Source organism: Pseudomonas sp. JAI111 (genome assembly GCF_024809425.1).
Lineage (GTDB): Bacteria > Pseudomonadota > Gammaproteobacteria > Pseudomonadales > Pseudomonadaceae > Aquipseudomonas.
This window is the reverse complement of the sequence record NZ_JANUCB010000007.1, coordinates 71,450-97,547: the sequence shown is the minus strand read 5'-3', so window position 1 is coordinate 97,547 and position 26,098 is coordinate 71,450. Positions and strand designations below refer to the sequence as shown.

Here is a 26,098-nt window from a genome sequence, read left to right as displayed (position 1 = left end):
TTGATAAGTTTCGATCAGGCGGCGGTCAGCAAACCCTGGCGTTCGATGAACGCAATGATTTCTTCCAGGCCAAGGCCGGTCTTTTGGTTACTGAAAACAAACGGCTTGCCGTTGCGCATGCGCTTGGTGTCGCTGTCCATCATTTCAAGCGAGGCGCCCACCAACGGCGCGAGGTCGACTTTGTTGATAACCAGCAAATCGGATTTGCAGATGCCAGGACCGCCCTTGCGCGGCAGCTTGTCGCCGGCCGAGACGTCGATCACGTAGATGGTCAGGTCCGACAGTTCCGGGCTGAAGGTCGCCGAGAGGTTGTCGCCACCTGACTCGACCAGAATCAGGTCCAGCCCGGGGAAGCGTCGATTCAGTTGATCCACGGCTTCAAGGTTGATCGACGCGTCTTCGCGGATCGCGGTGTGCGGGCAGCCGCCGGTTTCCACGCCGATGATGCGTTCGGGCGCCAGGGCTTCGTTGCGCACCAGGAAATCGGCGTCTTCGCGGGTATAGATGTCGTTGGTGACGACGGCCAGGTTGTAGCGCTCGCGCAGGGCCAGGCACAGCGCCAGAGTCAGCGCTGTTTTGCCGGAGCCAACCGGGCCGCCGATGCCGACACGCAGGGGTTGTGTGTTCATGTGGTTCTCCAAATTAAAAGGCCCTAGGACCGGAACAGACGGCTGTACTGGCGCTCGTGGGCCATGCACGCCAGGGACAGGCCGAAAGCGGCGCTGCCGTAGTGTTCGGGATTGATTCGGGTAGCGTCTTGCTGGGCTTGTTGCAGCAATGGCAGCAATTCACTGGTCAGGCGTTGCGCGGCTTGCTGGCCCAGCGGCAGGGTTTTCATCAACACCGCCAGTTGGTTTTCCAGCCAGCTCCAGAGCCACGCGGCCAGCGCGTCTTGCGGTCTGATCTGCCAGGCGCGAGCTGCCAGCGCCCAGCCGAGGGCCAGGTGAGGCTCGGGACGTTGTTCGAGAAAGGCGCGGGCCGGACCATCGAGTTCCGGCAAACCGTTGAGCAACTGCTGCAGGGAATAGCCCATTTGCCGACTTTCCTGATGCAGTTCACGGGTTTCCCGGCTGGTGCGATGTTCTTCGCAGCGTTGCAGCAACTCGTCCCAGTTCTCTTCTGCGGCGGCGGTGCAATGAGCAAGCAGCAGCGGCGCTTCGAAACGGGCGAGGTTGAGCAGCAGTTGATCGCTGATCCAGCGACGTGCGCTGGCCGCATCATTGACCCGGCCGTTATCCACCGCCATTTCCAGGCCCTGGGAATAGCTGTAGCCGCCAATCGGCAGCTGCGGGCTGGCCAGACGCAGCAGCGCCCAGGCTGGGTTCATGAACGCACGCCGAACTGGTGCAGTTTCGGCGGGTAGTTGAAGTCTTCGTCGCCGTGGCGGGAATGGTGATGGCCGCCGCCATAGGCGCCGTGTTCCGGCTGGAACGGGGCTTCGATGTTCTCGACCTTGGCTTCGAGCTGTTCGAGCATGGCTTTGAGCACGTAATCGTCGAGCAGTCGCAACCAGCCATCGCCGACTTGCAAGGCCACGTGGCGATTGCCCAGGTGATAGGCGGCGCGAGTCAGTTCGAAGGCGTTGGCACAGGTGACGTGCAGCAGTTGTTCGGGGCGGGCGCAGACGCGTACGACACGACCGTCTTCGGCTTGCAGGCATTCACCGTCATACAGCGGTGGCTGACCGCGCTCCAAAAACAACCCGACGTCTTCGCCCTCGGCACTGAAACAGCGCAAACGGCTTTTGCTCCGGGCTTCGAAGTTCAGGTACAACTCGGCGGCCCAGACGGGTTGAGGGTCGATTCTGCGATGAATCACCAGCATCGGAAGGCTTCCAGCAATGGACAATGCTCAGGCTAGAGCAAGGGGCTTGCCAATCAGACGATACGTAGGAAATACCCGTCGGAGCTTAGTGGGTGTTTCAGGATGTTGCAGGATTTTGAGCCAGAATGGTGCAGGGGTTTTTGAGTGGCACCAAATTGATGCCTTGAGGGTTTTTTGTGGGAGCGAGCCTGCTCCCTAAGTTTTACTCGGTGCTGCCGAGACCTTGCCAATGCTTGAGGCCGATGAAGATGAAGCGCAGTTGCTGAGTGATTTTTGCCTGTGGCGTCAGGTGCTCAGGCAAAGCCTCAGCCGGTGGATCTATGATATCCGGCAGGGTCGCAAACACACTTTTAACAATCAGATCTGCCATGACGCTGAGGCCGGCGATGTCCAGGTGCTGTAGTTTTGGCATCAAGGAAAGGTCTGCGGCCAGGTCGGAGCTGATGTCTTCGCGCAAACGTCCAATGGCCTGACGCACCGGCAGTGAGCCGCCATATTGCTCGCGGGCCAGAAACAGGAACTGCGAGCGATTGGCCGAGACCACGTCGAGGAAGATTCGTACCGAAGCGTCGATAATGCCGCCCATGACAAATTCGTTATGGCGCACCAGGCGAATGGTTTCACGGAAGGTCTGGCCGACTTCGCTCACCAGCACCAGGCCCAGTTCGTCCATATCGGCGAAATGCCGGTAGAAACCGGTGGGCACGATCCCGGCGGTTTTCGCCACTTCGCGCAGGCTCAGGCTGCCGAATCCGCGGCCACATTCCATCAGGTGACGGGCAGCGTCCATCAAGGCGTTGCGGGTTTGTTGTTTCTGTTCGGCGCGGGGCAGCATCGCAAAAGTGTTTTCTGGACAAGACAGCGACGCACTCTAGCAAATCGGCTTCGGTGGCGTCGAACGACTATCGGGGGCAACTATCGGAGGATCAGGCGGGGAAATGCAGCTTCTGTAAAAGTCAAAAGCCCAATCCGGTGATTGGGCTTTTTTTCAGGGCCGCCATGGGCTTAGCTCAAGGCGCTGTTGCGTTCGATTACACGGTCACCACCACCTTCGGCGAGGGTTTGGCCTTGTGGGGTGCGATCAGAACCACCTTCAGCAAGGGTTTGACCTTGTGGAGTGCGATCGGAACCGCCTTCAGCGAGGGTTTGGCCTTGTGGAGTGCGATCGGAACCGCCTTCAGCCAGGGTTTGACCTTGTGGAGTGCGCTCTGAACCGTCAGCAGCCAGGGTTTGGCCTTGTGGGGTGCGATCAGAACCGTCTTGAGTGATCAGGCCTTTTTCTTTCAGGCGATCGTTACCGCCTTCGGCCAGGGTTTGACCTTGTGGAGTGCGCTCGGAGCCATCGGCAGCGACGGTTTGGCTGAATACCGAGTAGCTGGTTTTGACTTGTGGGGTAGCTTGGTCAGCGGCTGGCAGGGCAAAAGCGGTGCTGGCTAGCAGTGAGAGTGACAGGCTAAGCAGTAATTGGCGTTTCATGATGGGGTGCTCCTTGGGAGGGCGATAAAGTGGGTACGAGGGCAATGCTACTCTCGATAAGTCGATATAAAAGTTCATAAACGCAATGGTAATAATCAACGGAATTGATTGTTCCACTGAAGCGCTCTAGAACGGGCGTTTCCGGCGACCGTTTTTGCACTGAGGTGGGTATTTTCGACTCACTCGTGCCGCACGAAAGTGCGGGGCGGTAACGCTGGATTCGGGCGCAGTCTCTCCCTGGCCGATTATTTGAGGATTAATCGACTTTTCTGTTAAACCTGCGGGCCGTTTTTCAGTCGTAGATTCCATGGCAGGCCGGTTCCGGCCTAACGTTTCACATACGCGTCGCAGTCAGGGCGCTCAGTCGTATCAGGAGCCCTGTGCAATGACGCGCACTCGTAAAATAGTTGCCTGGACCTTCGCCAGTCTGGTTGTGTTGCTGGCGGTCCTGGTTCTGATCATCGTGTTCTTTGATTGGAACCGCATCAAACCGTCCCTTAATGCCAAAGTCTCTGATGAGTTGCATCGTCCTTTCGCCATCAACGGCAACCTGGCGGTGGTCTGGCGGCGCGAACCCGACGAGGGCGGTTGGCGGTCCTGGGTGCCATGGCCGCATGTGGTGGCCGAAGACCTGAGCCTGGGCAACCCCGACTGGTCGAAGAAGCCGCAGATGGTCACGCTCAAACGCGTCGAACTGCGCATTTCACCCTTGGCACTGCTGGCGCAGCGGGTGGTGATCCCGCGCATTGACCTGACCGAACCCAGTGCGGACCTGCAGCGTCTGGCCGACGGACGTGCCAACTGGACGTTCAAATTCGACCCCAAAGACCCGAACGCCGCACCTTCAAGTTGGGTGGTGGATATCGGTGCTATCGGTTTCGACAAAGGCCACGTCACCCTCGACGACCAAAATCTCAAGACTCAGCTCGACTTGATCATTGATCCGCTGGGCAAACCCATTCCGTTCAGCGATATCGTCGGCGACAAAGCCGCGAAAGCCGCGCTGGAAAAAGGTGCGGCCCCGCAGGACTACGCATTTGCCCTCAAGGTCAAAGGCCAATACCACGACCAGAAACTCGCGGGCGAAGGCAAGATCGGCGGATTGCTGGCGTTGCAAGACGCCGCCAAGCCGTTCCCCCTACAGGCCCAGGTAAAAATTGCCGACACCAGCGTCGAACTGGCCGGCACGCTGACCGATCCGCTGAACCTCGGTGCCCTGGACCTGCGCCTGAAACTGGCCGGCGCCAGCCTGAGCACGCTCTACCCGCTGACCGGCGTAACCCTGCCGGCTACGCCGCCGTACGAGACCGACGGGCATTTGATTGCCAAGCTGCACGACGCGGGCGGCGCAGTGTTCCGTTATGAAGAGTTCAACGGCAAGATCGGCGGCAGCGACATTCATGGCAGCCTGGCCTATGTCGCCAGCCAGCCGCGACCCAAGCTCAGTGGCTCGTTGCTGTCCAATCAACTGCTGTTCGCCGACCTTGCGCCGCTGATCGGCGCCGATTCCAACGCCAAGCAAAAAGCCCGGGGTGGCGAAAGCAAACAGCCGGCGGACAAGGTGTTGCCGGTCGAGGAGTTCAAGACCGAACGCTGGCGCGACATGGACGCCGACGTTGAATTCACCGGCAAACGCATCGTCCACAGCGAAAAGCTGCCGTTCAACGATCTCTACACTCACCTGGTGCTCACTGACGGTGTCCTCAGCCTCGAACCCCTGCGTTTCGGAGTGGCGGGCGGCAACCTCGATGCGCAGATTCGCCTCAATGGCCGCACTGAGCCCCTGGAAGGCCGGGCCAAACTCACCGCGCGCAAGTTCAAGCTCAAGCAGTTGTTCCCCACCTTCGAACCGATGAAAACCAGCTTCGGTGAGCTGAATGGCGATGCCGACATCACCGGTCGTGGCAATTCGGTGGCCAAGCTGCTGGGCAGCGCCAACGGCACTCTGAAGATGCTGATCAACGATGGCGCCATCAGCCGTGAGCTGATGGAGCTGGCGGGGCTCAACGTCGGCAACTACGTGGTGGGCAAGATCTTTGGCGACAAGGAAGTGAAGATCAATTGCGCGGCGTCCGACTTCGACATCAAGTCCGGGTTGGCGACCACGCGGTTGTTCGTGTTCGATACCGAGAACGCGATCATCTATATCGACGGCACGGCGAACATGGCCACAGAGCAACTGGACCTGACCATCACCCCGGAGTCCAAGGGCTGGCGATTGATTTCACTGCGCTCGCCGCTGTATGTGCGGGGCAAGTTCATCAAGCCCGATGCCGGCGTGAAGGCGGTGCCGCTGATGTTGCGCGGGGCGGGGATGGTGGCGCTGGGCGTGATCGCGGCACCGGCGGCCGGGTTGTTGGCGTTGGTGGCGCCCAGTGGTGGAGAGCCGAACCAGTGTGCGCCGTTGCTGGAGCAGATGAAGGCGGGCAAGGCGCCTGTGACGGTTAAGCCTACCAAGTAATTTGCGGCGTCTATGAAGACGCCATCGCGGGCAAGCCCGCTCCCACATTGGTTCTGTAAACACAGTTCAATTGTGGGAGCGGGCTTGCCCGCGATGGCGATCTGACAGGCGCTACAGATCTTTCAGGATGTCGGCCATGTCATCGGCATGCTCTTCTTCCTGGGCCAGGATGTCTTCGAAGATGCGCCGGGTTGTCGGGTCTTTATCGCCAATGTACTGAATGATCTCGCGATAGCTGTCGATGGCGATGCGTTCGGCCACCAGGTCCTCGTACACCATTTCCTTGAGTGAATTACCGGCCACGTATTGAGCGTGGGAGTTTTTCGACAGAAGGTCAGGGTTGAATTCAGGCTCGCCACCCAGTTGCACGATGCGCTCGGCCAGTCGGTCGGCGTGCTCGGCTTCCTGTGTGGCGTGTTCGAGGAACTCGTCGGCGGCAACGTTGGCTTTCAAGCCGCTGGCCATGAAGTAGTGGCGCTTGTAGCGCAACACGCAGACCAGTTCGGTGGCCAGCGATTCATTGAGCAGGCGCAGGACTTCTTCGCGGTCGGCGCTGTAGCTTTCGGTCACCGCACCATTCTCGACGTTCTTGCGGGCACGTTCGCGAAGAGTGGTTACATCAGACAAATGCATGTCGCTCATCTCGTTCTCCTGAGGCTAATCCGGTTTGCGTCACCTTCTGGGGAAGTGATCGCTGCCTAAAGTGTGAGTGACGGGCGCGGCGAAAAGTTTTATGTAATTTGGCAATCGCAAGCCGTGACCGAGACGATCACGCCAGTGCCAGCCCCGACAGCAACGCCTCTTCGCGCAACCACGCAAAAAATGCCCGCACCGGCGGATGCCGTTCACGCCCGGGCACGCACAGCGCACTGTAGCCGGCGCCATCGACCTGGATCTCGCCGCGATAAGGCACCAGCAAACCACTGGCCACGCTTTGCGACACCAGAATATTGCTCGCCAGCACCAGCCCTTGCCCGGCGATCGCCGCTTGCAGGGCGTAATGCTCTTCGTCGTATTCACGGACCGCCGGTTGCCCCGTCAGCCAAGTCTCAGCGGATTGCGCGCACCAGGCCTCCCAACCGTGGGCGTACAGCTTGGAGTTGTGCCAGTGCACGCTGATCAGCGTCGGTGCCCGGCCAGCGGCCAGGGCCACCTGCTCGGGCGAGCCGTAAACGCCGAAGGACTCATCGAACAGGCACAACCCATACAGGTTCGGATAGTCATCCAGGCTGTAACGCACCACCAGATCGACGCTGGCGTCCTGATGCAAATCGATAACCTCGCAATGGGTATCGAGCCGAACGTTGATAGTCGGATGGCGTGCGTAAAACCGTCCCAGTCGTGGCACCAGCCACAGCGCCGCGAAGGCGGCGGTGGTGGAAATCGTCAGGCTCGTGCCGCTGCGTTGCGGACGCAGGGTGTCGACGCTTTGCGCCACTTCCAGCAACGCGCCGTGCAAGCTGCGAAATAGCCGTTCGCCGCCATCGGTTAGGCGCACTTGCCGTGGCAGCCGTTCGAATAGCGGCACGCCGAGCCAGTTCTCCAGCGAACGAATCTGGTGGGACACCGCCGTCGGCGTCACCGAGAGTTCTTCGGCGGCAGCCTTGAAGCTCAGCAGGCGCGAGGCGGATTCGAAGGCGCGCAGGGCGGTCAGCGGCAACGAGGCAAACATGGGAACACTCCACGGATGAAATTAATTCATCCAGACTGATTTCTGCTCATTTGAAGAGGTGCATTCACGAGCTTCAAGCTGCGAATCACACAGCAGTTCGAGTTTAGCCCTCAAGGAGATTCAGATGAGTAAGATTCTTGCTGTTCACGCCAGCCCTCGCGGTGAACGTTCCCACTCCCGGCGTCTGGCCGAGGTTTTTCTGGCTGCCTGGCAGGCACGTAATCCTCAATCGCAGCTGACGCGTCGCGAAGTCGGTCGGGCATTGATTCCACCGGTGAACGAAGCGTTTGTCGCCGCAGCGTTTTACCCCGAGCCCCATGCGCGACCGTTGTCGATGCAAGCCGACCTGGCGTTCAGTGATGAACTGGTCGCTGAGTTGCTGGGCCACGATCTGCTGGTGATCTCCACGCCGATGCACAATTTCAGCGTGCCCAGTGGCCTCAAGGCCTGGATCGATCAGATTGTGCGGCTCGGGTTGACCTTCAATCACACCCTGGACAACGGCGTCGCCCAGTACGAGCCGTTGGTGCAGGGCAAGAAAGCCCTGATCGTCACCAGCCGTGGCGGGTTCGGCTTCGGCCCGGGTGGCGAGCTGGAGGCGATGAACCATGCCGACCCGTTGCTGCGTACGGCATTGGGATTCATCGGCATCAGCGACATCACCGTGGTCGCCGCCGAGGGCGAGGAGTCCGCCGCGCGCACCTTCGAGCTTTCGGCGGCGGAGGCCGAACAGCGTTTGCTCGCGCTGGCCAGGGAGTTCTAGATGGCCTGGCTGTTTTTGCTGATCGCCGCCGGGTTTGAAGTCACCTTCGCCATGGGCATGAAGTACGCGGAAGGCTTCACCCGGCTGTGGCCGTCACTGATCACGGTGGTCGCCGCAGTGGGCGGGATTTACTTCCTGACCCTGGCCATGCGCGAGTTGCCGGTGAGCATCGCCTACCCGATCTGGACCGCCATCGGCTCACTGGGCACGGTGTTTCTGGGCTTTGCGCTGCTGGGCGAAAGCCTCACGGCGCTCAAACTGGTGTCGGTGGGGTTGATCGTGGCGGGCGTGGTGGGGCTGAAGTGAGGCGGGATGTCATAGACTGGTCGTCGAGTTGTCATCTTGGGTGACGATGCTTGGCTGACGTCTTGCATCGCGCCTTGCCTCATCTCTCCGATCACAAGGACGTTCACCCATGTCGCAAGGTTCCGCTACGCGCTACCCGTTGGTGTTGGTCCCGGGGATGCTCGGATTCATCCGCCTGGTGTTCTATCCGTATTGGTACGGGATCATTTCGGCATTGCGCCGGGGCGGAGCGATCGTGTTTGCGGTGCAGGTCTCGCCGCTCAATTCCAGTGAGGTGCGTGGCGAGCAGTTGCTGGCGCGGATCGAGGAGATCCTGCGCGAGACCGGGGCTGAAAAGGTCAACCTGATCGGGCATAGCCAAGGCTCGCTGACGGCGCGTTATGCGGCCGCCAAACGCCCGGATCGCGTGGCCTCCGTGACCTCGGTGGCCGGGCCGAATCATGGCTCCGAGCTTGCCGATTACCTGGAAAAACACTACCCGGAAAACAGCTTCAGGGGGCGTGTGCTCAGCGTCTTGCTGCGCTGGGTCGGTGCGTTGATGAGCCTGCTGGATACCGGATATCGCGGGCCGAAACTGCCTGTGGATATCCCGGCTTCGCATCAGGCGCTGACTAGTAAGGGCGTGGCGCTGTTCAACCAGCGTTATCCACAGGGCCTGCCTGAAACCTGGGGCGGGCAGGGGCCGGAAGAGGTCAATGGCGTGCGCTATTACTCATGGTCGGGGACGTTGCAGCCGGGCAAGACCGATCGCGGCGGTAACCTGTTCGACGGGACAAATCGCAGCTGTCGCTTGTTTGCCAGAACCTTTGTGCGCGAAACCGGGCATTGCGACGGAATGGTCGGGCGCTACAGCTCGCACCTGGGGACGGTGATTGGCGATGAATATCCGCTGGATCACTTCGACATCGTCAATCAGTCGCTGGGACTGGTGGGCAAAGGGGCTGATCCGGTGCGATTGTTTGTCGAGCATGCCGCCCGGCTGAAAGCGGCAGGGGTCTAGATCGCGTTATCGTTCATCGCGAGCAGGCTCGCTCCCGCAGTTGAGTGCATGTCCTGTGGGAGTGAGCCTGCTCGCGATGGCGTCAGGTCAGGCAACGCAAATCTTGCGGCCTAACACGGTGGTCCAACGCTCCGACAGTATCACCCCACCCAGCGTCAACACCCCGCCCACCAAGTGATACAGCGCCAGCTGCTCATGCAGCACCAGCGCTGCAATCAGCGCGGTGATCAACGGCAGCAGATTGAAAAACAGCGTGGTCCGGCTTGGCCCCAGGCGCACCACGGCCTGCATCCACGCCAACGGCGCGATCATCGAGGCCAGCAGGCAGGCGTACAACACCAGCGGAATATTCTGCAGAGTCAGGCCAGTCTTCGGTGAAGCCATAAACAGCGGAAACAGCACCACCACCGCCACCAGCACCTGCATATACAGCAATACCAGCGGCGGCAGGCGCAGCTGCCATTTTTTCAGCAGCGTGCTGTAGATCGCGTAGGCCAGGGTGGCGATCAGCATCATTGCATCGCCCAGGTTTATCCCGTGTTCAAGCAGTACGCCGAGGCTGCCGGACGACACCACCACCAGCACGCCGGCAAACGACAACACTGCACCGGCCAGCGCCCCCGCCGTCAGGCGTTGGCCAAGGCTGACAATCGCCATGGCCAGCGACATCAATGGCATCAGCGACAGGATGATTCCCATGTTGGTGGCCGAGGTCAGGCTCGCGGCGAAGTACGCCAGGCTCTGATAGACCGCCATCCCGAGCACACCGAGGATGAAGATTTTGCCGAGGTTCGGGCGGATCGACGGCCAATGGGCGATCACCGGATTGAGCATGAACGGCGTGAACAGCACCCCGGCCAGCAGCCAGCGATAGAAACCAATCTCGGCGGGGAAGATCGCCCCGGCCGACATTTTGGTGATCACGGTATTACCAGCCCAGATGAAAATGGCCAGCAGCGGATAAGCGTATTGCATCAGAGAAAACCAGAGCGTTAATGAGGGGCAATTATCCCTTGTCTGGATACAAGCCTATACTTCGATCCAGACAACCTGCCCCTGATGACGGACAGCATGAACAGTAAACACATCGACCTGCTGGATTTCAGCGAATTGCCAGCGCCGGTCTACTTTCGCTACGCCGATTTCGATGCGCACCGTTTTGCCTCGGCGCACCGTCATCCGTGGGGCACGCTGGAGTATTCGGCCCACGGCGTGCTGCACATGGAAATCGGCGGCAGCCGTTTCATGTCGCCGCCGCAATACGCGGTGTGGGTGCCGCCACAGACCGAGCACAGTTTCTACAGCAACCAGCCGATCAACTATCGCGCAGTCTGCCTGGATCCGCTGTTGTGTCGCGATCTGCCGCCCCAGGCCTGCACGCTGGCGATCAGCGACATTCTCAAGGCGATCCTCAAGGACTTCGCCGCCCGCGACGTCAAGGTGCCCGAGCACGAGGCGGACAAACGCCTGGCCCAGGTGCTGGTGGATCAGCTGCAACAGGCGCCCATCCACGAGTGCTATTTGCCCTACGCCAGCAGCTCGGGATTACTCGGGATACTGGAAGCCTTGCAGGCCGAGCCGGGCGATAACCGGCCCTTGGCAGACTGGGCGGCGCAAATCCATGTCAGCGAGCGCACCCTGGCGCGGCAATGTGTTCGCGAGCTGGGCATGAGTTTTGGCGAGTGGCGGCAACGTTTGCGTTTTCTGGCGGCGATCGAAGCGCTGGACAGTCAACGCAGCATTCAGGAAATCGCCTTCGACATGGGCTACAGCACCGGCTCGGCGTTCATCGCGATGTTTCAACGTCAGGCCGGCTGCACACCTGAGCAGTATCGACGCAGCCACCTTGAAAGCAGGAAGGTGTAACAGGGGTTGTCTACACTGCTGGATGAGGCCGCACCCCTCGGTGCGGCAACAAGGAGAAAACTCCATGAAGATGTTGCGTGTCCCTTTGTTGATGATCGGTTTACTGCTCTGCGCCCAAGGCTTCGCCGCCACTGAACAACAGAACAAGATGACCACCTGCAACGCCGACGCCACCGCAAAAAGCCTCAAGGGCGATGAACGCAAAGCCTTCATGAGCACCTGCCTCAAAGCCGCGCCGGCCGCCAACGACGCCAAAACCCTTACACCTCAGCAAGAAAAGATGAAAACCTGTAATGCCGATGCCACCACCAAAGCGCTGAAAGGTGATGCGCGCAAGGCGTTCATGAGTGATTGCCTGAAGAAAAAATAAACATTGGCTGGAAGATGTAGGGTGGCCCCGTCGCGAGCAAGCTCGCTCCCACATTGGTGCGGTGAACACAGACCCACTGTGGGAGCGAGCCTGCTCGCGATGGGGCCGGAATGGGCGTTGTAAAAAAACCGCTGGGCTCCCGACCAAGGTCGACCCACACAATCCCTAGTGCTGGCACCGGAACGCTGGCAGACTGCCAATCCTTTTACGCCGTTCGTTTTGAGGCTGTATGCCAACGTTTTCTCAACGTCACGTCTTGCTGCTTATCAGTTGGATCATCATCTTTGGTGGCTTGCTACTGGTGATCCCGCTGCGATTGCTGCCCAGCCTGCTGGCCGGGTTGTTGGTGTTCGAACTGGTCAACATGCTCACCCCGCAACTGCAGCGATTGATCGAAGGTCGGCGCGCACGCTGGCTGGCGGTGGCGTTGCTGGGGACGTTAGTGGTCAGTGTGCTGGCGCTGATCTTTGCCGGTGCCATCAGTTTTCTACTGCACGAGGCGGAAAACCCCGGCGCTTCCCTCGATAAATTCATGCACGTGGTCGACCGTGCACGGGGGCAACTGCCACCGTTCATCGATGCCTATCTTCCGGCCAGTGCCGCCGAATTCCGCGTGGCCATCGGCGAGTGGATGAGCAAGCACCTGAGCGAGTTGCAATTGGTGGGCAAGGACGCAGCGCACATGTTTGTGACGTTGCTGATCGGCATGGTGCTGGGCGCGATCATCGCCTTGCAGCGCGCACCGGACGTGACCAAGCGCAAACCACTGGCTGCCGCGCTGTTCGATCGCCTGCACCTGGTGGTCCAGGCGTTTCGTAATATCGTGTTTGCCCAGATCAAGATTTCCCTGCTCAACACCTTTTTTACCGCGATTTTCCTGGTGGTGGTCTTGCCCCTGTTCGGGATCAAGTTGCCGCTGACCAAAACCCTGATCGTGCTGACCTTCCTGCTTGGCTTGCTGCCGGTCATTGGCAACCTGATGTCAAACACGCTGATCACCATCGTCGGCTTGTCGCTGTCGATCTGGGTCGCCGTGGCGGCATTGGGTTATCTGATTTTTATCCACAAGCTCGAATACTTCCTCAACGCGCGCATCGTCGGCGGGCAGATCAGAGCCAAGTCGTGGGAGTTGCTGCTGGCGATGCTGGTGTTCGAGGCCGCGTTCGGCCTGCCGGGCGTGGTGGCGGGGCCGATTTATTACGCGTATCTGAAGAGCGAATTGAGGCTGATCGGGATGGTTTGATAGAGACCCGATCGTTCCCACGCTCTGCGTGGGAATGCATCCCGTGACGCTCCGCGTCACAGTTTTGACAGCGGACGCAGAGCGTCCATGGCGGCATTCCCACGCAGAGCGTGGGAACGATCTTTACAGGGTTTCTGATCAGTCCATCGTGCCGTAGCGCTTCATGGCCTCAATCGCCAGGCCACTGCCGATACTGCCAAAGATGTTCCCTTCCACATGCTGTGCATTCGGCAACATCGCCGACACGCTGTTGCGCAGCGCCGGAATCCCGCTCGAACCGCCGGTGAAGAACACCGTATCGACCTGATCGACGCGCACATTGGCATCGTTGAGCAGTTGGGTGACGCTGTTGCGCACGCGCTCCAGCAGGTTGTCGATGGCCGATTCGAACAGCGCCCGGCTCAGCTCAACGCTCAATCCCGGCTCGATGCGGTCCAGCGGCACATGGCGGCTGTCGGCGTGGGTCAGCTGGATCTTGGTTTCTTCCACTTCCATGGCCAGCCAGTGACCGGCGCGCTGGTCGATCAGCTTGAACAGGCGGTCGATGCCGCCGGTGTCTTCGATGTCGTAACGCATGCTGCCCAGGGCCAGGGTCGACTTCTGCGAGTACACCGAGTTGATGGTGTGCCAGGTTGCCAGGTTCATGTGGTGGCTGGTGGGCATGTAGGCGCCGCTCTTCATGCGGCTGCCGTAGCCGAACAGCGGCATCAGCCCTTGCAGGCTCAACTGCTTGTCGAAATCAGTCCCGCCGATGTGCACGCCGCCGGTGGCGAGGATGTCGTCGTGGCGGTTGTCGTGCTTGCGGCGCTCTGGCGAGAGACGCACCAGCGAGAAGTCGGACGTACCACCGCCGATGTCGACGATCAGCACCAACTCTTCTTTTTCGATGGTCGACTCGTAGTCGAACGCCGCCGCAATCGGTTCGTACTGGAACGACACATCCTTGAAGCCGATGGCGCGGGCCACGTCCACCAGGGTGTTCTCGGCTTCCTGGTCGGCCATTTCATCGTCATCGACGAAAAACACCGGACGACCCAGCACCACTTCCTCGAACTCGCGACCGGCGGCGGTCTCGGCGCGCTTCTTCAACTGGCCGATAAACAGACCCAGCAGATCCTTGAACGGCATGGCCGTCCCCAGGACGCTGGTGTCGTGCTTGATCAGCTTGGAGCCGAGCAGGCTCTTGAGCGAGCGCATCAGCCGGCCTTCGTAGCCTTCCAGGTACTCGTGCAGCGCCAGCCGTCCGTACACCGGGCGGCGTTCTTCCATATTGAAGAAGACCACCGAGGGCAGGGTGATCTTGTCGTCCTCCAGCGCGATCAGCGTTTCCATGCCGGGGCGCAGCCAGCCGACGGTGGAGTTGGACGTGCCGAAGTCGATACCACAGGCACGGGCTGGAGATGCGTTTTTCATGTCTTTCGAGTTCCGGTTAAAAAACGGCCGCGCAGTGTATGCCAGTGCGGCGAATATTCGAAGGCCGACTATCCGCTAAATCTCGGCTATTAGCGCCTTGAAAGACTATCCTTTGCCCCAAACTTGTCTGCATTGGGCCTGGCAGCCACCGGACGGTCGAAAGAACCCCCGACTGCTGCCGATAAACTTCTGATGCGCTGCCCGGTCACAAACTTGAGATTGTCAAGCTGGCGGCTGGTAATGAGCGCATGCTGACAGCGGTAGCGCGATTTCGATAACGGATGGTGATTCCCTCGATGGACTTCAAAGACTATTACAAGATTCTCGGTGTGGAGCCGACGGCTGACGATAAGGCGATCAAGGCCGCCTATCGCAAGCTCGCGCGCAAATACCACCCGGACGTCAGCAAGGAAAAGGATGCCGAGGCCAAGTTCAAGGACGCCTCGGAGGCTTATGAAGCGCTGAAAAGCGCCGACAAGCGTGCCGAATATGACGACTTGCGCAAATACGGCCAGCACGGCCAACCGTTCCAGGGCCCGCCAGGCTGGCAGGGACGTGGCGGTTTTGGCGGTGGTCAGGACACGGGGGATTTCTCGGACTTCTTCAGTTCGATCTTTGGCAACCGTGGCGGCGGTGGTTTTGGTGGTGCACAGTCGGGCCGAAGCGCCGGGCGTCGAGGGCAAGACGTGGAAATGGAACTACCGATTTTCCTGGAAGAATCCCTCTCGACCGAGTCGAAGAAGGTCACTTTCCAGGTGCCGCAGTACAACGCCGCTGGTCAGCATGTCAGCAATACCAGCAAAAGCCTGAACGTGAAGATCCCGGCCGGCGTGGCCGACGGCGAGCGTATCCGCCTCAAGGGCCAGGGCGCGCCAGGTATCGGTGGCGGGGCTAATGGCGACTTGTTCCTGATCATTCGTTTTGCGCCTCATCCGAAATTCGATGTAGAGGGCGAAAACCTGATTATCACGTTGCCGCTGGCACCGTGGGAATTGGCGTTGGGCGCCGAAGTGGCAGTGCCGACCCTGACGGGCAAGATCAACCTCAAGGTCCCGGCCGGCAGCCAGAATGGTCAGCGCATGCGTGCCAAGGGACACGGTTTGCTGAACAAGGCCGGTCATCGAGGGTATCTGTTCGTGCAGCTCAAGGCCGTCATGCCTAAAACCTCGAACGACGAGGTCAAGGCACTGTGGGAGGAACTGGCGAAAAAAGCCGCTTTCAACCCAAGAGAAAACTTCTGATCCAAGAGACGGAGTAGCCCATCATGAGCAACCCCCTGATCGTTCAACTGGACATGGCAGAATTCTGTGAGGCGGCCGAGCTGTCGGACGTCTACGTGATCGAAATCGTCGAGCACGGCATCCTCGAACCTCAGGGCAAGCAGCCCAAGGATTGGCGTTTCACCGATTATGAACTGGCACTGGCCAAGCGTGCCGCCAAGCTGCGGCGCGATCTGGAACTGGAATGGGAAGGCGTCGCCCTGGCGCTGAACCTGCTTGACGAGGTCCAGCAACTGCGGGCCGAGAACCGCATGCTCAGGCAGCGGCTTGGGCGGTTGGTGGTTGAGTAGATCTTCTGATGTTTTTGCGTTGTCTGTTCGGGCGCTATCGCGAGCAGGCTCGCTCCCACAGTTAACCGGGTTCCTTCAGACGCAATACGGTCGAATGTGGGAGCGAGCCTGCTCGCGAAGAACGATAACGCGGTCTGGCAGTATTAAACGTTGCGGGGTAGCACCACGGTAAACAGCGTGCCATCGGTCTGATTCGAGCTGACGTCGATGGTCCCGCCGTGCGCATCGACCACTTCCTTGACGATAAACAATCCCAGGCCAAGGCTGGTTGTCGGTTGCCCGAGGTCTTCGCTGGCGCTGCGTACCAGTGGATCGAAGAGGGTCGGGATAGCATCGTCGGGAATCGGCACGCCAAAGTTATGCACAGTCAGGCGCACCGAGTCCGGCTCGCCGGTGACGGTGACGGTCACATCACGTTTGTTCAAGCCATGCTGTAGCGCATTGCCGATCAGGTTCTGGAACAGCTGATCAAGTCGCCCGGCATCCCAGACGCCGTGGGTATCGCCGACTACCCTGATTATTGGATCGCATTCCGGGTTACCGGCGCATGCCTCGGCAATCGCCGCATGCGCGGCATCGGCCAGGTCCATGGGCTTGGGCTCGATCGGCAGGCTCTTGCCCAACCGGCTACGGACCAGCTCCAGCAAATCGCTGACCATCACCGCCATGTGCCGCGCGCCACGCTTGATATTGATTGCGCACGTCAGCGCATCACCTTCAAGCGGCGCTTTGCGCAACAGCAACTCGGTGGACATGCTAATGGCCTGCAACGGCGCTCGCAGGTCATGACCGAGTATCGCCAGGAACAGATCCCGCGAGTGATTGACCTGTTCGGCGTACGCCGCGGTGGACTCTGCCAGTGCCTCATCAATCGCTTCGTTGAAACGGATCATGTCCTGCAAGTAAGCCAGGTCAGGCACTTCCAGGCTGCTGACCCACATCCGAATCACACAGGCGCGCAAATGGCGGAATTCACTGGTCATCTGCACCAGGTCGAACCCAACGGTATGGCGCAACTCACCATGACTGGCCCCCGCTTCATCCAGGCTTGGGGTTTTTTCCGGGCCTTCACCCTTGGCCTTCGCCAGTTGTTCGCTGGCGGTTTGCGCGGTGGTCATGTCCCGTGCCGCCGCCAGCAGAATCGCCTTGGCGTGGTCGCGCAAGGCAACGCGGTCCATGCTAATGGCGGCAGGGCTGATCGTTTTAGCGAACTGTTCCCATTCATCAACGATACGGTCTACGTGTTGCCTGATGAATTCGGATAAGCGCATGACCGTTTCCTGGCTGAAAAGTCTTGGCATCTTAGCCCCTTTGCCCACGGGTAAAAACTACCGCTGGCAAGTCGGATCATGCCTGGCCATTCCCTGGGTGGTATTTAGTTATTTTTAAGGTGCTTAAGTTAGGTGTTGTTATTGGTTTTCGGGCCGTTTTCCAGCAGTTATTTAAACTTTTGTTTTTGCCGTCATTGAATAAGCTGGACGCTCTATTGAACGCATAGGGATACATGCGTAATGAACGAATCATCAGAAGGATCTGTGTCGGATATTTCTGCCAGTAATCCGGCAGGCGACAATCGGTATTTGAGTTACCTGGCAACCAACGTTCCAGCGCTTATAAAAAGCCCTACTCTGTCTAAACGTGTAGCGACGGCAACCCAGGCAGTCGATTTCCCTGAGTGGTACGTCAAGGCAAGCGCCATTGACCGTCAATATCTCAAGGAACTCGGCAACGAGCGCTGGCGATTGCAAGGCAATCTGGATGACACGCTGGGTGACCTGAAAAAGGACATCAACGAGTTCGCAGAGCCCTTGCTCGTTCAAGCCCTGCAAGAAAAGCTGAGCCTGGAACTGGATGTGCGGGCCACGACGGTTCGGCTTTACGTGCCAGCCCTGCTGGGGTTTGGCATCGACAACAATGCCAGCCGGCTCAGGGAGTCAACGTTGCTGGAGGCTGCGCTGCATAACTTTGAGGACGCTGAAACCCGTGCCGGCGCCTTTCGCGATGGCTCGGGAATTTTCACCACCGATGCCGAAGGTGAGCTGCAACGTCATTCGTTGACCATCGAAAGTTTTGCGAGCCTTTGTCGGGAGCTGGATCTCGGTGCGCAGTATCAGCGGCACATCACAGGGTTGCTGGCCCCTGCGGCGGCAGGTGCAAAGGCCTCACTTGAGCAACACTTCATCGGGACCGAAAAAGCTGCGTTCAATGAGTCGGCGCTGATCGCATATTTGAAGGGCGATATCACTTCTTATGCGTACGGCAAGTTGCAGCAACTGCGAGACAACCAGACAAACATCACGATGGGCAAGCGCCCGTTACAGTCTCATCGACTGTCCCTTATGGGCGTGAAACTGTCGGGTATCGTGTTGTTCAGTGCCGTGGCAGATCCAACGAAAATCAAAAAGATTTACGACGCCCTGGAGCCGACACACCAACGAATAATGATGGATTGGGCGCGCAAACTGCTCATTCTGCCCGGGCAGGAATTTGACCAGTTCAAGTTTCTCAAAGCCTTTTTTGCCAACGGTCCCAGCGGTGCCGTCGATGAGATGCTGCGCCGCGAAGATATCGATAATCAAAGTCGGCTCGACGGTACCTTGATCGCTTATGTGCCCGACGATCCTGAGCATCCTCTCAAGGAATATAAATCCTTCACCGATTTCATGAAGGAGCTGACGAGCCAGTTGCGCTCCTCGGACTACCAGCAATTTTTCAGCCGCTTCGTACCGCAAAAAGACAAAGGACGGTTTTTCACTCGCGTCAAAGAGCGCTTTAGCACCTTCACCTGGCAACAGCGCGAACCGTTGAGCATGGGGCCGTGGTGGCGAGAGACTGCGGTGGAGAACCCCGATGCCGAGCCGGTCACCAACCTGATTGACGGTTTGCTCTGGCCGGCGCTCGGCCGATGGCGGTGCGATAAGGCCATCGCGGATTCGCGGCACATTGCCGTTCCCACAGGCGATGAAGATGCCAACGCCCGTTGGGCGCGATTGAGCAGCTACGTGAGCATCGGCTGGAACGTATTCAATTTCGGCGCGATGCTGGTGCCGGGCCTGGGGGAGGCCATGCTGGGCGTCATGGTCGGGCAAATGCTGCTTGAAACCATGGAGGGCATCGAAGACTGGAGCAAGGGCGACAAGGACGAAGCGGCGGCATTGTTGACCGGTGTCCTGATCAATGCGGCCCAGCTGGCAATCATGGGAGCAGGGCATGTGTTGCCGACGGGCGCAGCGACCGCGATCAAGCCTTCGGCATTTGTCGACCAGTTGAAGCCGGTCGTACTCGCTGACGGCAAGACCCGTCTCTGGAACCCGGACTTGAACCCGTATGAGCATCAAGTCAGTTTGAGTTCCGACTCGACGCCCAACGAGCGAGGCCTTCACGCGCACGGCGATAAGGAGTTGCTGCCGCGCGACGGCAAATACTTCGCGGTGCAGGACGATCCACTGACCGGCGAACCAAGGATGCAGCATCCGGACCGGCCCGCAGCTTACCAGCCAAAGCTTGACCACGATGGCGCCGGTACCTGGCACACCGAACTCGACCGCCCTGTCGAGTGGACTTCGGCCGAGCTCATGCGTGGGCTGGGGGCGAAGTCAGAAGCGTTCGATGATGCAATGCTTGAACGCATCCGTATCGCCAGTGGTATCGAAGAAGATGTGTTGCGTCGGCTGCATGTCGAAAACGAAGCGCCGCCCGCGTTGCTGGTCGACACCCTCAACCGGTTCAAGGCGTGGGCGGAAACGGGGAAGCTGCCTGAGAACGACCAGTCAAACATTGCCGACGCCAGGACGCTTCAGGACACCTTCACGCAATTGCCCGCCAACATGGCAGAGGAGCTACTGAGCGCCGCTGATCCGGCTGACTTGCGAGTGCTGGCCGAGCAAAAGCGTATTGGCTTGCACCTCAGGCAGCAGGCGCGCGCCGCCTCGCTGGAGGTGCGTCTGTCGCGTGCCTATGAAGGGCTGTTCCTTGATTCTCTGCAGGCGCTGGATACGGAAAAACTGGCACTGCATAGCCTGGAAAGCTTGCCGAACTGGCCGCCGGAGGTGCGCATCGAAATTCGCGAGCATTCTTTCACTGGCCGTCTGCGCGACAGCATTGGCCCGGAAGAAGCGGATGTGCGCAAAGTCCTGGTCAGCACGGAGAACGGTTATGAAGTGCGGGATGCCGAGGACAACCATCTGCACGGCGCCGATGACCTGTTTTCTTCGGTATTGCATGCCCTGCCTGACGCTGAACGCAAAGCACTGGGTTTTGAAATCAATCAAGGCGCGACACTCAAGCACACCGTTCAAAATGCACCATTGGGGCGTGACCAGCTGCGCCCGATGCTGGCGGACAGCCCCCTGCGCAAGCCTGCCTATGATCCCGAGACGATGAAGCTGCTCGGTGGAATGCCTCTTCCTCAAGGCATTCGACGGCTCACCGGACGCCTGACGTTGCAGGAACGCGTCAGGAGCGTGCGGCCGGGCTGGACCGAGGAGCAAGCCCAGGCTTATCTGGACGGTGGCGGCAACGAGGCTGACCCGGAGCTGCGGGCCAGCGCGCTGGAAGCGGAATTCAACCGCCTCAATACCAACTTCCAGCGCTGGCTGAATTCGCCGACCGAAGCGTACAGGTTCAGCCCTGCGGGCGTTGCCGAATGGCAGTCCAGAAACAAGTTGTACAAGGCCATTCGTCAGTGCTGGCAGCAAACCGGGCCCAGGCATGTGGACTCTTACGAGATTCTGCAGGGAACAGTGCTTGACCTCAGCAATATGCCCATGGGGCGGCACTTGGGGACCATGCCCCCTCTGGACGCCGATTTTCAGCACGTGACCAGCCTGAACTTGCTGGGCACTGAGATGACCGACGCACACGTCACCTTTCTTTATCATTTTCCGCGCCTGCGTTCGCTGAATCTCACCCGCAACCGGCTCACGCATTTTCCTTCTTCGGTGGGACATATGGTAGGGCTGACGGAGTTGTACCTCGGCGATAACCGGATTGTGCTGGATGCGCAGGGATCTACGTATTTGAGATGGCTTACCCGACTTCAAAGCCTGGATCTTCAGGGAAACCCGCTGGGTCGTGTGCCGGATATCGGCGGTATGCGCATGCTGCATACGGTGATGCTGGGCGATACCGGCATTGATACCTGGCCGGACGGATTGTTTTCTCAACCCCGATTCCGGCATTTTTACTTGAATCTGCAACGCAATGAACTGACGGTCATCCCTCGGGTGACTCCCGGCTCTGTCGGAGCGGAGCTGGTGGCGCGGACGGTGGTGAGTCGGGACCGGCAGTGGATGTCGGCTGATACTCTGAACACGCTCAGAGAAAACATCAGGTCTGTCGGCCTGGACCCCGATCGCCCGTATCCGCCTCGTGGTGTGCGCGACAGCCTTGATTGGGAGGCAGGCCTGACGCGACGAGATTGGGTCGCCAAACAGGCGATATGGAACAGCTTGGAGGATGAGTTCGGCTCGGTGCATTTTTTCAATAAGATCAGGAAGCTCACTGAGTCCAGCCATTTCCAGAACGACAACGCATTCAGAGTGGACATGACGAGCAAGGTCTGGCGAATGCTCGAAGCGATGTCCAAGGACAGTGAGTTGCGGCGCAACCTTTTTGTCATGGGCAGGGACGAGGCTACCAACTGTGTGGATGCCGGAGCCCAGTTGTTCAATTCAATGGGTGTGGAGGTGCTGATCCACGAAGCTTATGAGCTGAGGAGTCCAAGCCTGGTGGAGGCTGAACTGGTGCAGCTTGCCAGAGGCAAATCCCGTCTGGATGAGTTGAGCCGGATTGCCCACCAAGTGGTTGCCAAACGACTGGCGAAAGGTGAACGATTCAGGGTGGTCAATGCCAATGGCGAAGTTTCGGGGACCATCGATGAGGTCCAGGTACATCTGGGCTACATGACAGACCTGGCAGAGCGACTGGATCTGCCCTGGCAATCCCGTGATCTTCAGTTCCGCACGTACACGGACGTCACGTCTGAGATGATCGAAGATGCCTATCGGCGGGTACTGGATCTGGAGGCCGGCGATTTGCTGCGTGATTCAATCAGTGAACAGCCGTTCTGGACGTCTTACATCCAGGGCTCGAATCGTCGCGCGTTCAAGGTGTTCAGGCGTCGAATCGATGCAACGACGGAGTTTTTCATGGCGCTTGATAAGCGCGCGACCGAACAGGATCTTTCGCTTGAGGCAAAGGCCGGCCTGAAAGAGGAGCTGAGGGTACTCGCCGCAGAGCTGGGCAAACCGGACAGCGAGATTGCCCCGGGGCAAGTCATGACCAATGAGGCCTATGCTGCCGAGTTGAACTTGATCGACACCGAGATGAAAACGCTGCTGAAGACCCTGACCCAACAGGCGATGGATCGGGCGAAACTGCAAAGGGTGGAAATTCCCTTTACGGTCAATTCGAGCAACTGATTGACCTGACAATACAGCCATCCTGGCACGAAGATTGACGCCCTTCGTGCCGGGTTTTTTATGCCTGACTGGAAATCAAAACAGAAAATACCGCTGGGCCATCGGCAACACATCCGCCGGTTCGCACCACAGCAGTACGCCGTCAGCCTTGACCTGATAGGTCTGCGGATCGACGTCGATCTTCGGCAGGTAGTCGTTGTGGATCAGATCGGTTTTCTGCACCTCGCGACAGCCTTTGACCACTGCGATTTTCTTTTTCAGACCCAACGCTTCGGGCAATCCAGCTGCCTGCGCCGCCTGGCTGATAAAGGTCAGGCTGGTGGCGTGCAGCGAGCCGCCGTAGCTGGCGAACATCGGACGGTAATGCACCGGTTGCGGTGTCGGAATCGAGGCGTTGGCGTCGCCCATCAGGCTGGCGGCAATGGCACCACCCTTGAGGATCAGCGTCGGTTTGACCCCGAAGAATGCCGGCCGCCAGAGCACCAGATCAGCCCATTTACCCACTTCGACCGAGCCCACTTCGTGGCTGATGCCGTGGGTGATCGCCGGGTTGATGGTGTACTTGGCGATGTAGCGTTTGGCGCGGAAGTTGTCGTTGCCTTCGCCGTCTTCCGGCAGCGCGCCGCGCTGTTTTTTCATCTTGTCGGCGGTCTGCCAGGTGCGCGTGATGACTTCGCCGACGCGGCCCATGGCCTGGCTGTCGGAGCTGATCATCGAGAACGCGCCGAGGTCGTGGAGGATGTCTTCGGCGGCGATGGTTTCGCGGCGGATGCGGCTTTCAGCGAAGGCCACGTCTTCGGCAATGCTCGGGTCCAGGTGGTGGCAGACCATCAGCATATCGAGGTGTTCGTCGATGGTATTGCGGGTGAACGGCCGGGTCGGATTGGTCGAACTCGGCAACACGTTGGCAAAGCCACAGGCCTTGATGATGTCCGGCGCGTGACCGCCGCCCGCACCTTCGGTGTGGTAGGTGTGAATCGTGCGGCCCTTGAAGGCGGCGAGGGTGGTTTCGACAAAACCGGACTCATTGAGGGTGTCGGTGTGGATGGCGACCTGGACGTCGTATTGGTCGGCCACCGTCAGGCAGTTGTCGATGCTCGCGGGCGTGGTGCCCCAGTCTTCGTGCAACTTCAAGCCGATGGCGCCGGCCTTGACCTGTTCGATCAGGGGTTCCGGCAGACTCGCGTTGCCCTTGCCGGTGAAACCGATGTTCATCGGAAACGCGTCGGCGGCCTGAAGCATGCGCGCCAGGTGCCATGGCCCGGAGGTGCACGTCGTGGCATTGGTGCCGGTGGCCGGGCCGGTGCCGCCGCCGATCATGGTGGTGACGCCGCTCATCAGGGCTTCTTCGATCTGTTGCGGGCAGATGAAGTGGATGTGCGTGTCGATGCCGCCGGCGGTGAGGATCATGCCTTCACCGGCGATCACTTCGGTGCTGGCGCCGATGGCGATGGTCACGTCCGGTTGCACGTCCGGATTACCGGCCTTGCCGATCCCGGCGATGCGGCCGTCCTTGAGGCCGACGTCGGCCTTGACGATGCCCCAGTGGTCGACGATCAGCGCGTTGGTGATCACCGTATCGACGACTTCGGCCGCCAGTAACTGGCTTTGGCCCTGGCCGTCACGGATGACTTTACCACCGCCGAATTTCACTTCTTCGCCATAGGTGGTGAAGTCTTTTTCCACTTCGATCCACAGCTCGGTATCGGCCAGACGGACCTTGTCACCGACGGTGGGACCGAACATGTCGGCGTAGGCCTGACGGGAAATTTTCATTGGGATTCCTTGCACAAATTGATCGTTCCCACGCTCTGCGTGGGAATGCCGCCATGGACGCTCTGCGTCCGCCGTTATGTGACGCGGAGCGTCACGGGATGCATTCCCACGGGGACCGTGGGAACGATCAGTCAGTCGAGATCGCCCATGATCCTGCCGGCAAACCCGAACACCCGGCGATGCCCGGCCAGCTCGACCAACTCGACTTCTCGGCTTTGCCCCGGTTCGAAGCGCACGGCAGTGCCGGCGGGGATGTTCAGGCGCATGCCGCGACTGGCGGCGCGGTCGAAAGTCAGGGCGTCGTTGGTTTCGAAAAAGTGGTAGTGCGAACCGACCTGGATCGGCCGGTCACCGCTGTTGGCCACTTTCAGACTGACCGTGCGCCGGCTCACGTTAAGCTCGATGTCGCCGGGCTGGATCTGGTATTCACCGGGAATCATCAATGGGCTCCTTGGAGGATTTTGTAGTAGAGGGCGGTTGGTTTGTACCGGCCGCTCGGGTCGCAGGCGTAGTCTGGGATTTCACCGGCCTTGGTGTAGCCCAGGGCTTTGTAGAAGTCTTCGGCGGGGGAGCCGGCTTCGGTGTCGAGGTAAAGCATGCCGCGCTTGTGCTGGAGGGCTGCCTGTTCAAGCGCATTCATCAACTGTTGGCCCAGACCCCGGCGACGCGCGTGTTCGCGCACCAGCAGTTTCTGCACTTCGGCACGGTTCAGGCCGTTGGCTTTCTGGCACAGGGTCAGTTGCACGCTGGCCTGGACCTGTTCGTCCTTGACCACCACCCACAACAACACGTTGCCCTTGTTCAGGTTGTCCTGAACCTCATCGAAATAGGCGCGCGCCTGGGCGGCGTCCAGATTGGCCATGAACCCGACGCTGGCGCCATAACCGACGGCGTCGAGCAACAGGTCAATCAATCCCTGACGGTAGTGCGCAAAGCTTTCAACATTGACGCGTCGCAGTTGGGCGGGGTTCATCGGGCGTTACTCCTTGCTGGCAGTCGGCGGCTCCGCGCCAGGATTGAGGGTCAGTTGCATGAAGGTCAGGTCCAGCCAGCGGCCAAATTTGGTGCCCACCTGGGGCATCTGACCGGTGATCGCGAATCCGGCCCGTTCATGCAGACGAATAGAAGCGGCGTTGCCGCTTTCGATGGCGGCCACCATCACGTGCTTGTCGCAGCCTTTGGCGCGCTCGATCAGTACGTCCATCAGTCGCGGACCCAGGCCGTTGCCCCGTTGGTCGCTGCGCACGTAGACCGAATGCTCGACGGTGTGGCGGAAACCGTCGAACGGCCGCCAGTCACCAAATGAAGCGTAGCCCAGCACGCTGTTATCGCCGTCGACGATCACCAGAATCGGATAACCCTGGGATTGGCGCGCACTGAACCAGGCCTGGCGGTTGCCCAGGTCTACGGCCTGTTCGTTCCAGATCGCCGTGGTGTTGAGCACCGCGTCGTTGTAGATGTCGCGGATCGCTGGCAGGTCGGCATGCACGGCATCACGGATGAGGTAGGTCATGGTTCGGCCTCAGGCGATGGGTTGGTGGACGGTGACCAGTTTGGTGCCGTCGGGGAACGTCGCTTCGACCTGGATCTCCGGGATCATTTCCGGGATGCCTTCCATCACTTGATCACGGTTCAGCAGGGTGGTGCCAAAGTGCATCAGCTCGGCCACGGTCCGGCCATCGCGGGCACCTTCGAGCAGCGCGGCGGAAATGTAGGCCATGGCCTCCGGGTAATTGAGTTTCACGCCGCGCGCCAGACGCCGCTCGGCCACGAGGCCAGCGGTGAAGATCAGCAGCTTGTCTTTTTCACGTGGGGTCAGGTCCATCGTTGGAATCCATCTGGGCAGATAAAAAAGTATTCGGATCTGTAAATACAAACCCCCTGTAGGAGTGAGCCTGCTCGCGATGGCGTCGGCACATTCAACCTATAAGTTGCC

The 26,098-nt window shown here is 59.6% G+C and carries 25 protein-coding genes; 10 read left to right on the top strand and 15 right to left on the bottom strand.

Going from position 1 to position 26,098, the window contains the following annotated elements; all coding sequences use genetic code 11:
- Window positions 1–14: 14 nt before the first annotated feature.
- The 5 genes from ureG to HNR03_RS21165 all read right to left on the bottom strand — a co-directional run bounded on the left by ureG (window position 15) and on the right by HNR03_RS21165 (window position 3,300).
- Entirely contained in the window at window positions 15–629 is a 615-nt protein-coding gene (ureG, locus tag HNR03_RS21185) for an urease accessory protein UreG (protein WP_007947546.1), read from the bottom strand.
- A gap of 23 nt (window positions 630–652) precedes the next feature.
- The gene (locus HNR03_RS21180; RefSeq protein WP_259155590.1) at window positions 653–1,327 is read right to left on the bottom strand and encodes an urease accessory protein UreF; all 675 of its coding nucleotides are present in this window, start codon (window positions 1,325–1,327) and stop codon (window positions 653–655) included.
- Entirely contained in the window at window positions 1,324–1,824 is a 501-nt protein-coding gene (gene ureE / locus HNR03_RS21175; protein ID WP_259155589.1) for an urease accessory protein UreE, read from the bottom strand. Before ureE ends, HNR03_RS21180 begins: the two co-directional genes overlap by 4 nt.
- Window positions 1,825–2,026: 202 nt before the next feature.
- On the bottom strand, window positions 2,027–2,659 hold the full coding sequence (locus HNR03_RS21170; RefSeq protein WP_010464134.1) for a TetR family transcriptional regulator: 633 nt from the start codon (window positions 2,657–2,659) through the stop codon (window positions 2,027–2,029).
- Between the two features lie 170 nt (window positions 2,660–2,829).
- On the bottom strand, window positions 2,830–3,300 hold the full coding sequence (locus HNR03_RS21165) for a hypothetical protein (RefSeq protein ID WP_222589560.1): 471 nt from the start codon (window positions 3,298–3,300) through the stop codon (window positions 2,830–2,832).
- Window positions 3,301–3,685: 385 nt separating this feature from the next.
- On the opposite strand from HNR03_RS21165, the gene HNR03_RS21160 reads away from it, so the two are divergent.
- The gene (locus HNR03_RS21160; RefSeq protein WP_259155588.1) at window positions 3,686–5,761 is read left to right on the top strand and encodes an AsmA family protein; all 2,076 of its coding nucleotides are present in this window, start codon (window positions 3,686–3,688) and stop codon (window positions 5,759–5,761) included.
- A gap of 111 nt (window positions 5,762–5,872) precedes the next feature.
- On the opposite strand, the gene HNR03_RS21155 is transcribed toward HNR03_RS21160, so the two are convergent.
- Window positions 5,873–6,403, bottom strand: coding sequence for a bacterioferritin (locus HNR03_RS21155; RefSeq protein ID WP_222589562.1), 531 nt, complete (start codon window positions 6,401–6,403; stop codon window positions 5,873–5,875).
- Between the two features lie 127 nt (window positions 6,404–6,530).
- The gene (locus HNR03_RS21150; RefSeq protein ID WP_259155587.1) at window positions 6,531–7,433 is read right to left on the bottom strand and encodes a LysR substrate-binding domain-containing protein; all 903 of its coding nucleotides are present in this window, start codon (window positions 7,431–7,433) and stop codon (window positions 6,531–6,533) included.
- 124 nt (window positions 7,434–7,557) lie between these two features.
- Here HNR03_RS21150 and HNR03_RS21145 point away from each other — a divergent pair, with 124 nt between their 5' ends.
- From HNR03_RS21145 to HNR03_RS21135, 3 genes are all read left to right on the top strand, one after another.
- Window positions 7,558–8,196, top strand: coding sequence for an FMN-dependent NADH-azoreductase (locus HNR03_RS21145; protein ID WP_259155586.1), 639 nt, complete (start codon window positions 7,558–7,560; stop codon window positions 8,194–8,196).
- A complete protein-coding gene (locus tag HNR03_RS21140) occupies window positions 8,197–8,502 on the top strand; it encodes a multidrug efflux SMR transporter (RefSeq protein WP_109627739.1) in 306 nt (101 codons plus the stop codon).
- A 109-nt stretch (window positions 8,503–8,611) separates the two neighbouring features.
- Complete coding sequence (locus tag HNR03_RS21135; protein WP_222589566.1) at window positions 8,612–9,502, top strand: triacylglycerol lipase; 891 nt, start codon at window positions 8,612–8,614, stop codon at window positions 9,500–9,502.
- An 87-nt stretch (window positions 9,503–9,589) separates the two neighbouring features.
- On the opposite strand, the gene HNR03_RS21130 is transcribed toward HNR03_RS21135, so the two are convergent.
- On the bottom strand, window positions 9,590–10,477 hold the full coding sequence (locus HNR03_RS21130; protein ID WP_259155585.1) for a DMT family transporter: 888 nt from the start codon (window positions 10,475–10,477) through the stop codon (window positions 9,590–9,592).
- A 96-nt stretch (window positions 10,478–10,573) separates the two neighbouring features.
- On the opposite strand from HNR03_RS21130, the gene HNR03_RS21125 reads away from it, so the two are divergent.
- The 3 genes from HNR03_RS21125 (at window position 10,574) to HNR03_RS21115 (ending at window position 12,981) form a co-directional block, all read left to right on the top strand.
- Window positions 10,574–11,368, top strand: coding sequence for a helix-turn-helix transcriptional regulator (locus HNR03_RS21125; protein ID WP_222589568.1), 795 nt, complete (start codon window positions 10,574–10,576; stop codon window positions 11,366–11,368).
- 64 nt (window positions 11,369–11,432) lie between these two features.
- The gene (locus HNR03_RS21120) at window positions 11,433–11,738 is read left to right on the top strand and encodes a PsiF family protein (protein WP_222589569.1); all 306 of its coding nucleotides are present in this window, start codon (window positions 11,433–11,435) and stop codon (window positions 11,736–11,738) included.
- A gap of 229 nt (window positions 11,739–11,967) precedes the next feature.
- Window positions 11,968–12,981 (top strand): AI-2E family transporter, encoded by a 1,014-nt coding sequence (locus HNR03_RS21115; RefSeq protein ID WP_259155583.1) that lies wholly within the window; start codon window positions 11,968–11,970, stop codon window positions 12,979–12,981.
- Between the two features lie 138 nt (window positions 12,982–13,119).
- On the opposite strand, the gene HNR03_RS21110 is transcribed toward HNR03_RS21115, so the two are convergent.
- A complete protein-coding gene (locus tag HNR03_RS21110; protein WP_259155582.1) occupies window positions 13,120–14,394 on the bottom strand; it encodes an Hsp70 family protein in 1,275 nt (424 codons plus the stop codon).
- A 296-nt stretch (window positions 14,395–14,690) separates the two neighbouring features.
- On the opposite strand from HNR03_RS21110, the gene HNR03_RS21105 reads away from it, so the two are divergent.
- Together HNR03_RS21105 and HNR03_RS21100 are read left to right on the top strand one after the other, a co-directional pair.
- The gene (locus HNR03_RS21105) at window positions 14,691–15,635 is read left to right on the top strand and encodes a DnaJ C-terminal domain-containing protein (protein ID WP_222589571.1); all 945 of its coding nucleotides are present in this window, start codon (window positions 14,691–14,693) and stop codon (window positions 15,633–15,635) included.
- Between the two features lie 23 nt (window positions 15,636–15,658).
- A complete protein-coding gene (locus HNR03_RS21100) occupies window positions 15,659–15,964 on the top strand; it encodes a chaperone modulator CbpM (protein WP_090176153.1) in 306 nt (101 codons plus the stop codon).
- Between the two features lie 143 nt (window positions 15,965–16,107).
- Here HNR03_RS21100 and HNR03_RS21095 read toward each other — a convergent pair whose 3' ends face one another.
- Window positions 16,108–17,235: a sensor histidine kinase KdpD gene (locus tag HNR03_RS21095; protein ID WP_259155581.1), complete on the bottom strand. Its 1,128-nt coding sequence runs from the start codon at window positions 17,233–17,235 to the stop codon at window positions 16,108–16,110.
- Window positions 17,236–17,475: 240 nt separating this feature from the next.
- Here HNR03_RS21095 and HNR03_RS21090 point away from each other — a divergent pair, with 240 nt between their 5' ends.
- Window positions 17,476–22,386 (top strand): dermonecrotic toxin domain-containing protein, encoded by a 4,911-nt coding sequence (locus tag HNR03_RS21090; RefSeq protein WP_259155580.1) that lies wholly within the window; start codon window positions 17,476–17,478, stop codon window positions 22,384–22,386.
- A 75-nt stretch (window positions 22,387–22,461) separates the two neighbouring features.
- Here HNR03_RS21090 and ureC read toward each other — a convergent pair whose 3' ends face one another.
- From ureC to ureA, 5 genes are all read right to left on the bottom strand, one after another.
- Window positions 22,462–24,162: an urease subunit alpha gene (ureC, locus tag HNR03_RS21085; protein ID WP_222589574.1), complete on the bottom strand. Its 1,701-nt coding sequence runs from the start codon at window positions 24,160–24,162 to the stop codon at window positions 22,462–22,464.
- Window positions 24,163–24,293: 131 nt separating this feature from the next.
- Window positions 24,294–24,602, bottom strand: a complete 309-nt coding sequence (locus HNR03_RS21080) for an urease subunit beta (protein WP_259155579.1) — start codon at window positions 24,600–24,602, stop codon at window positions 24,294–24,296.
- On the bottom strand, window positions 24,602–25,135 hold the full coding sequence (locus tag HNR03_RS21075; protein ID WP_259155578.1) for a GNAT family N-acetyltransferase: 534 nt from the start codon (window positions 25,133–25,135) through the stop codon (window positions 24,602–24,604). The genes HNR03_RS21080 and HNR03_RS21075 overlap by 1 nt, the downstream gene beginning before the upstream one ends.
- Before the next feature lie 6 nt (window positions 25,136–25,141).
- A complete protein-coding gene (locus HNR03_RS21070) occupies window positions 25,142–25,675 on the bottom strand; it encodes a GNAT family N-acetyltransferase (protein ID WP_208670280.1) in 534 nt (177 codons plus the stop codon).
- A gap of 9 nt (window positions 25,676–25,684) precedes the next feature.
- Complete coding sequence (ureA, locus tag HNR03_RS21065; RefSeq protein WP_090176138.1) at window positions 25,685–25,987, bottom strand: urease subunit gamma; 303 nt, start codon at window positions 25,985–25,987, stop codon at window positions 25,685–25,687.
- Between the last annotated feature and the right edge of the window lie 111 nt (window positions 25,988–26,098).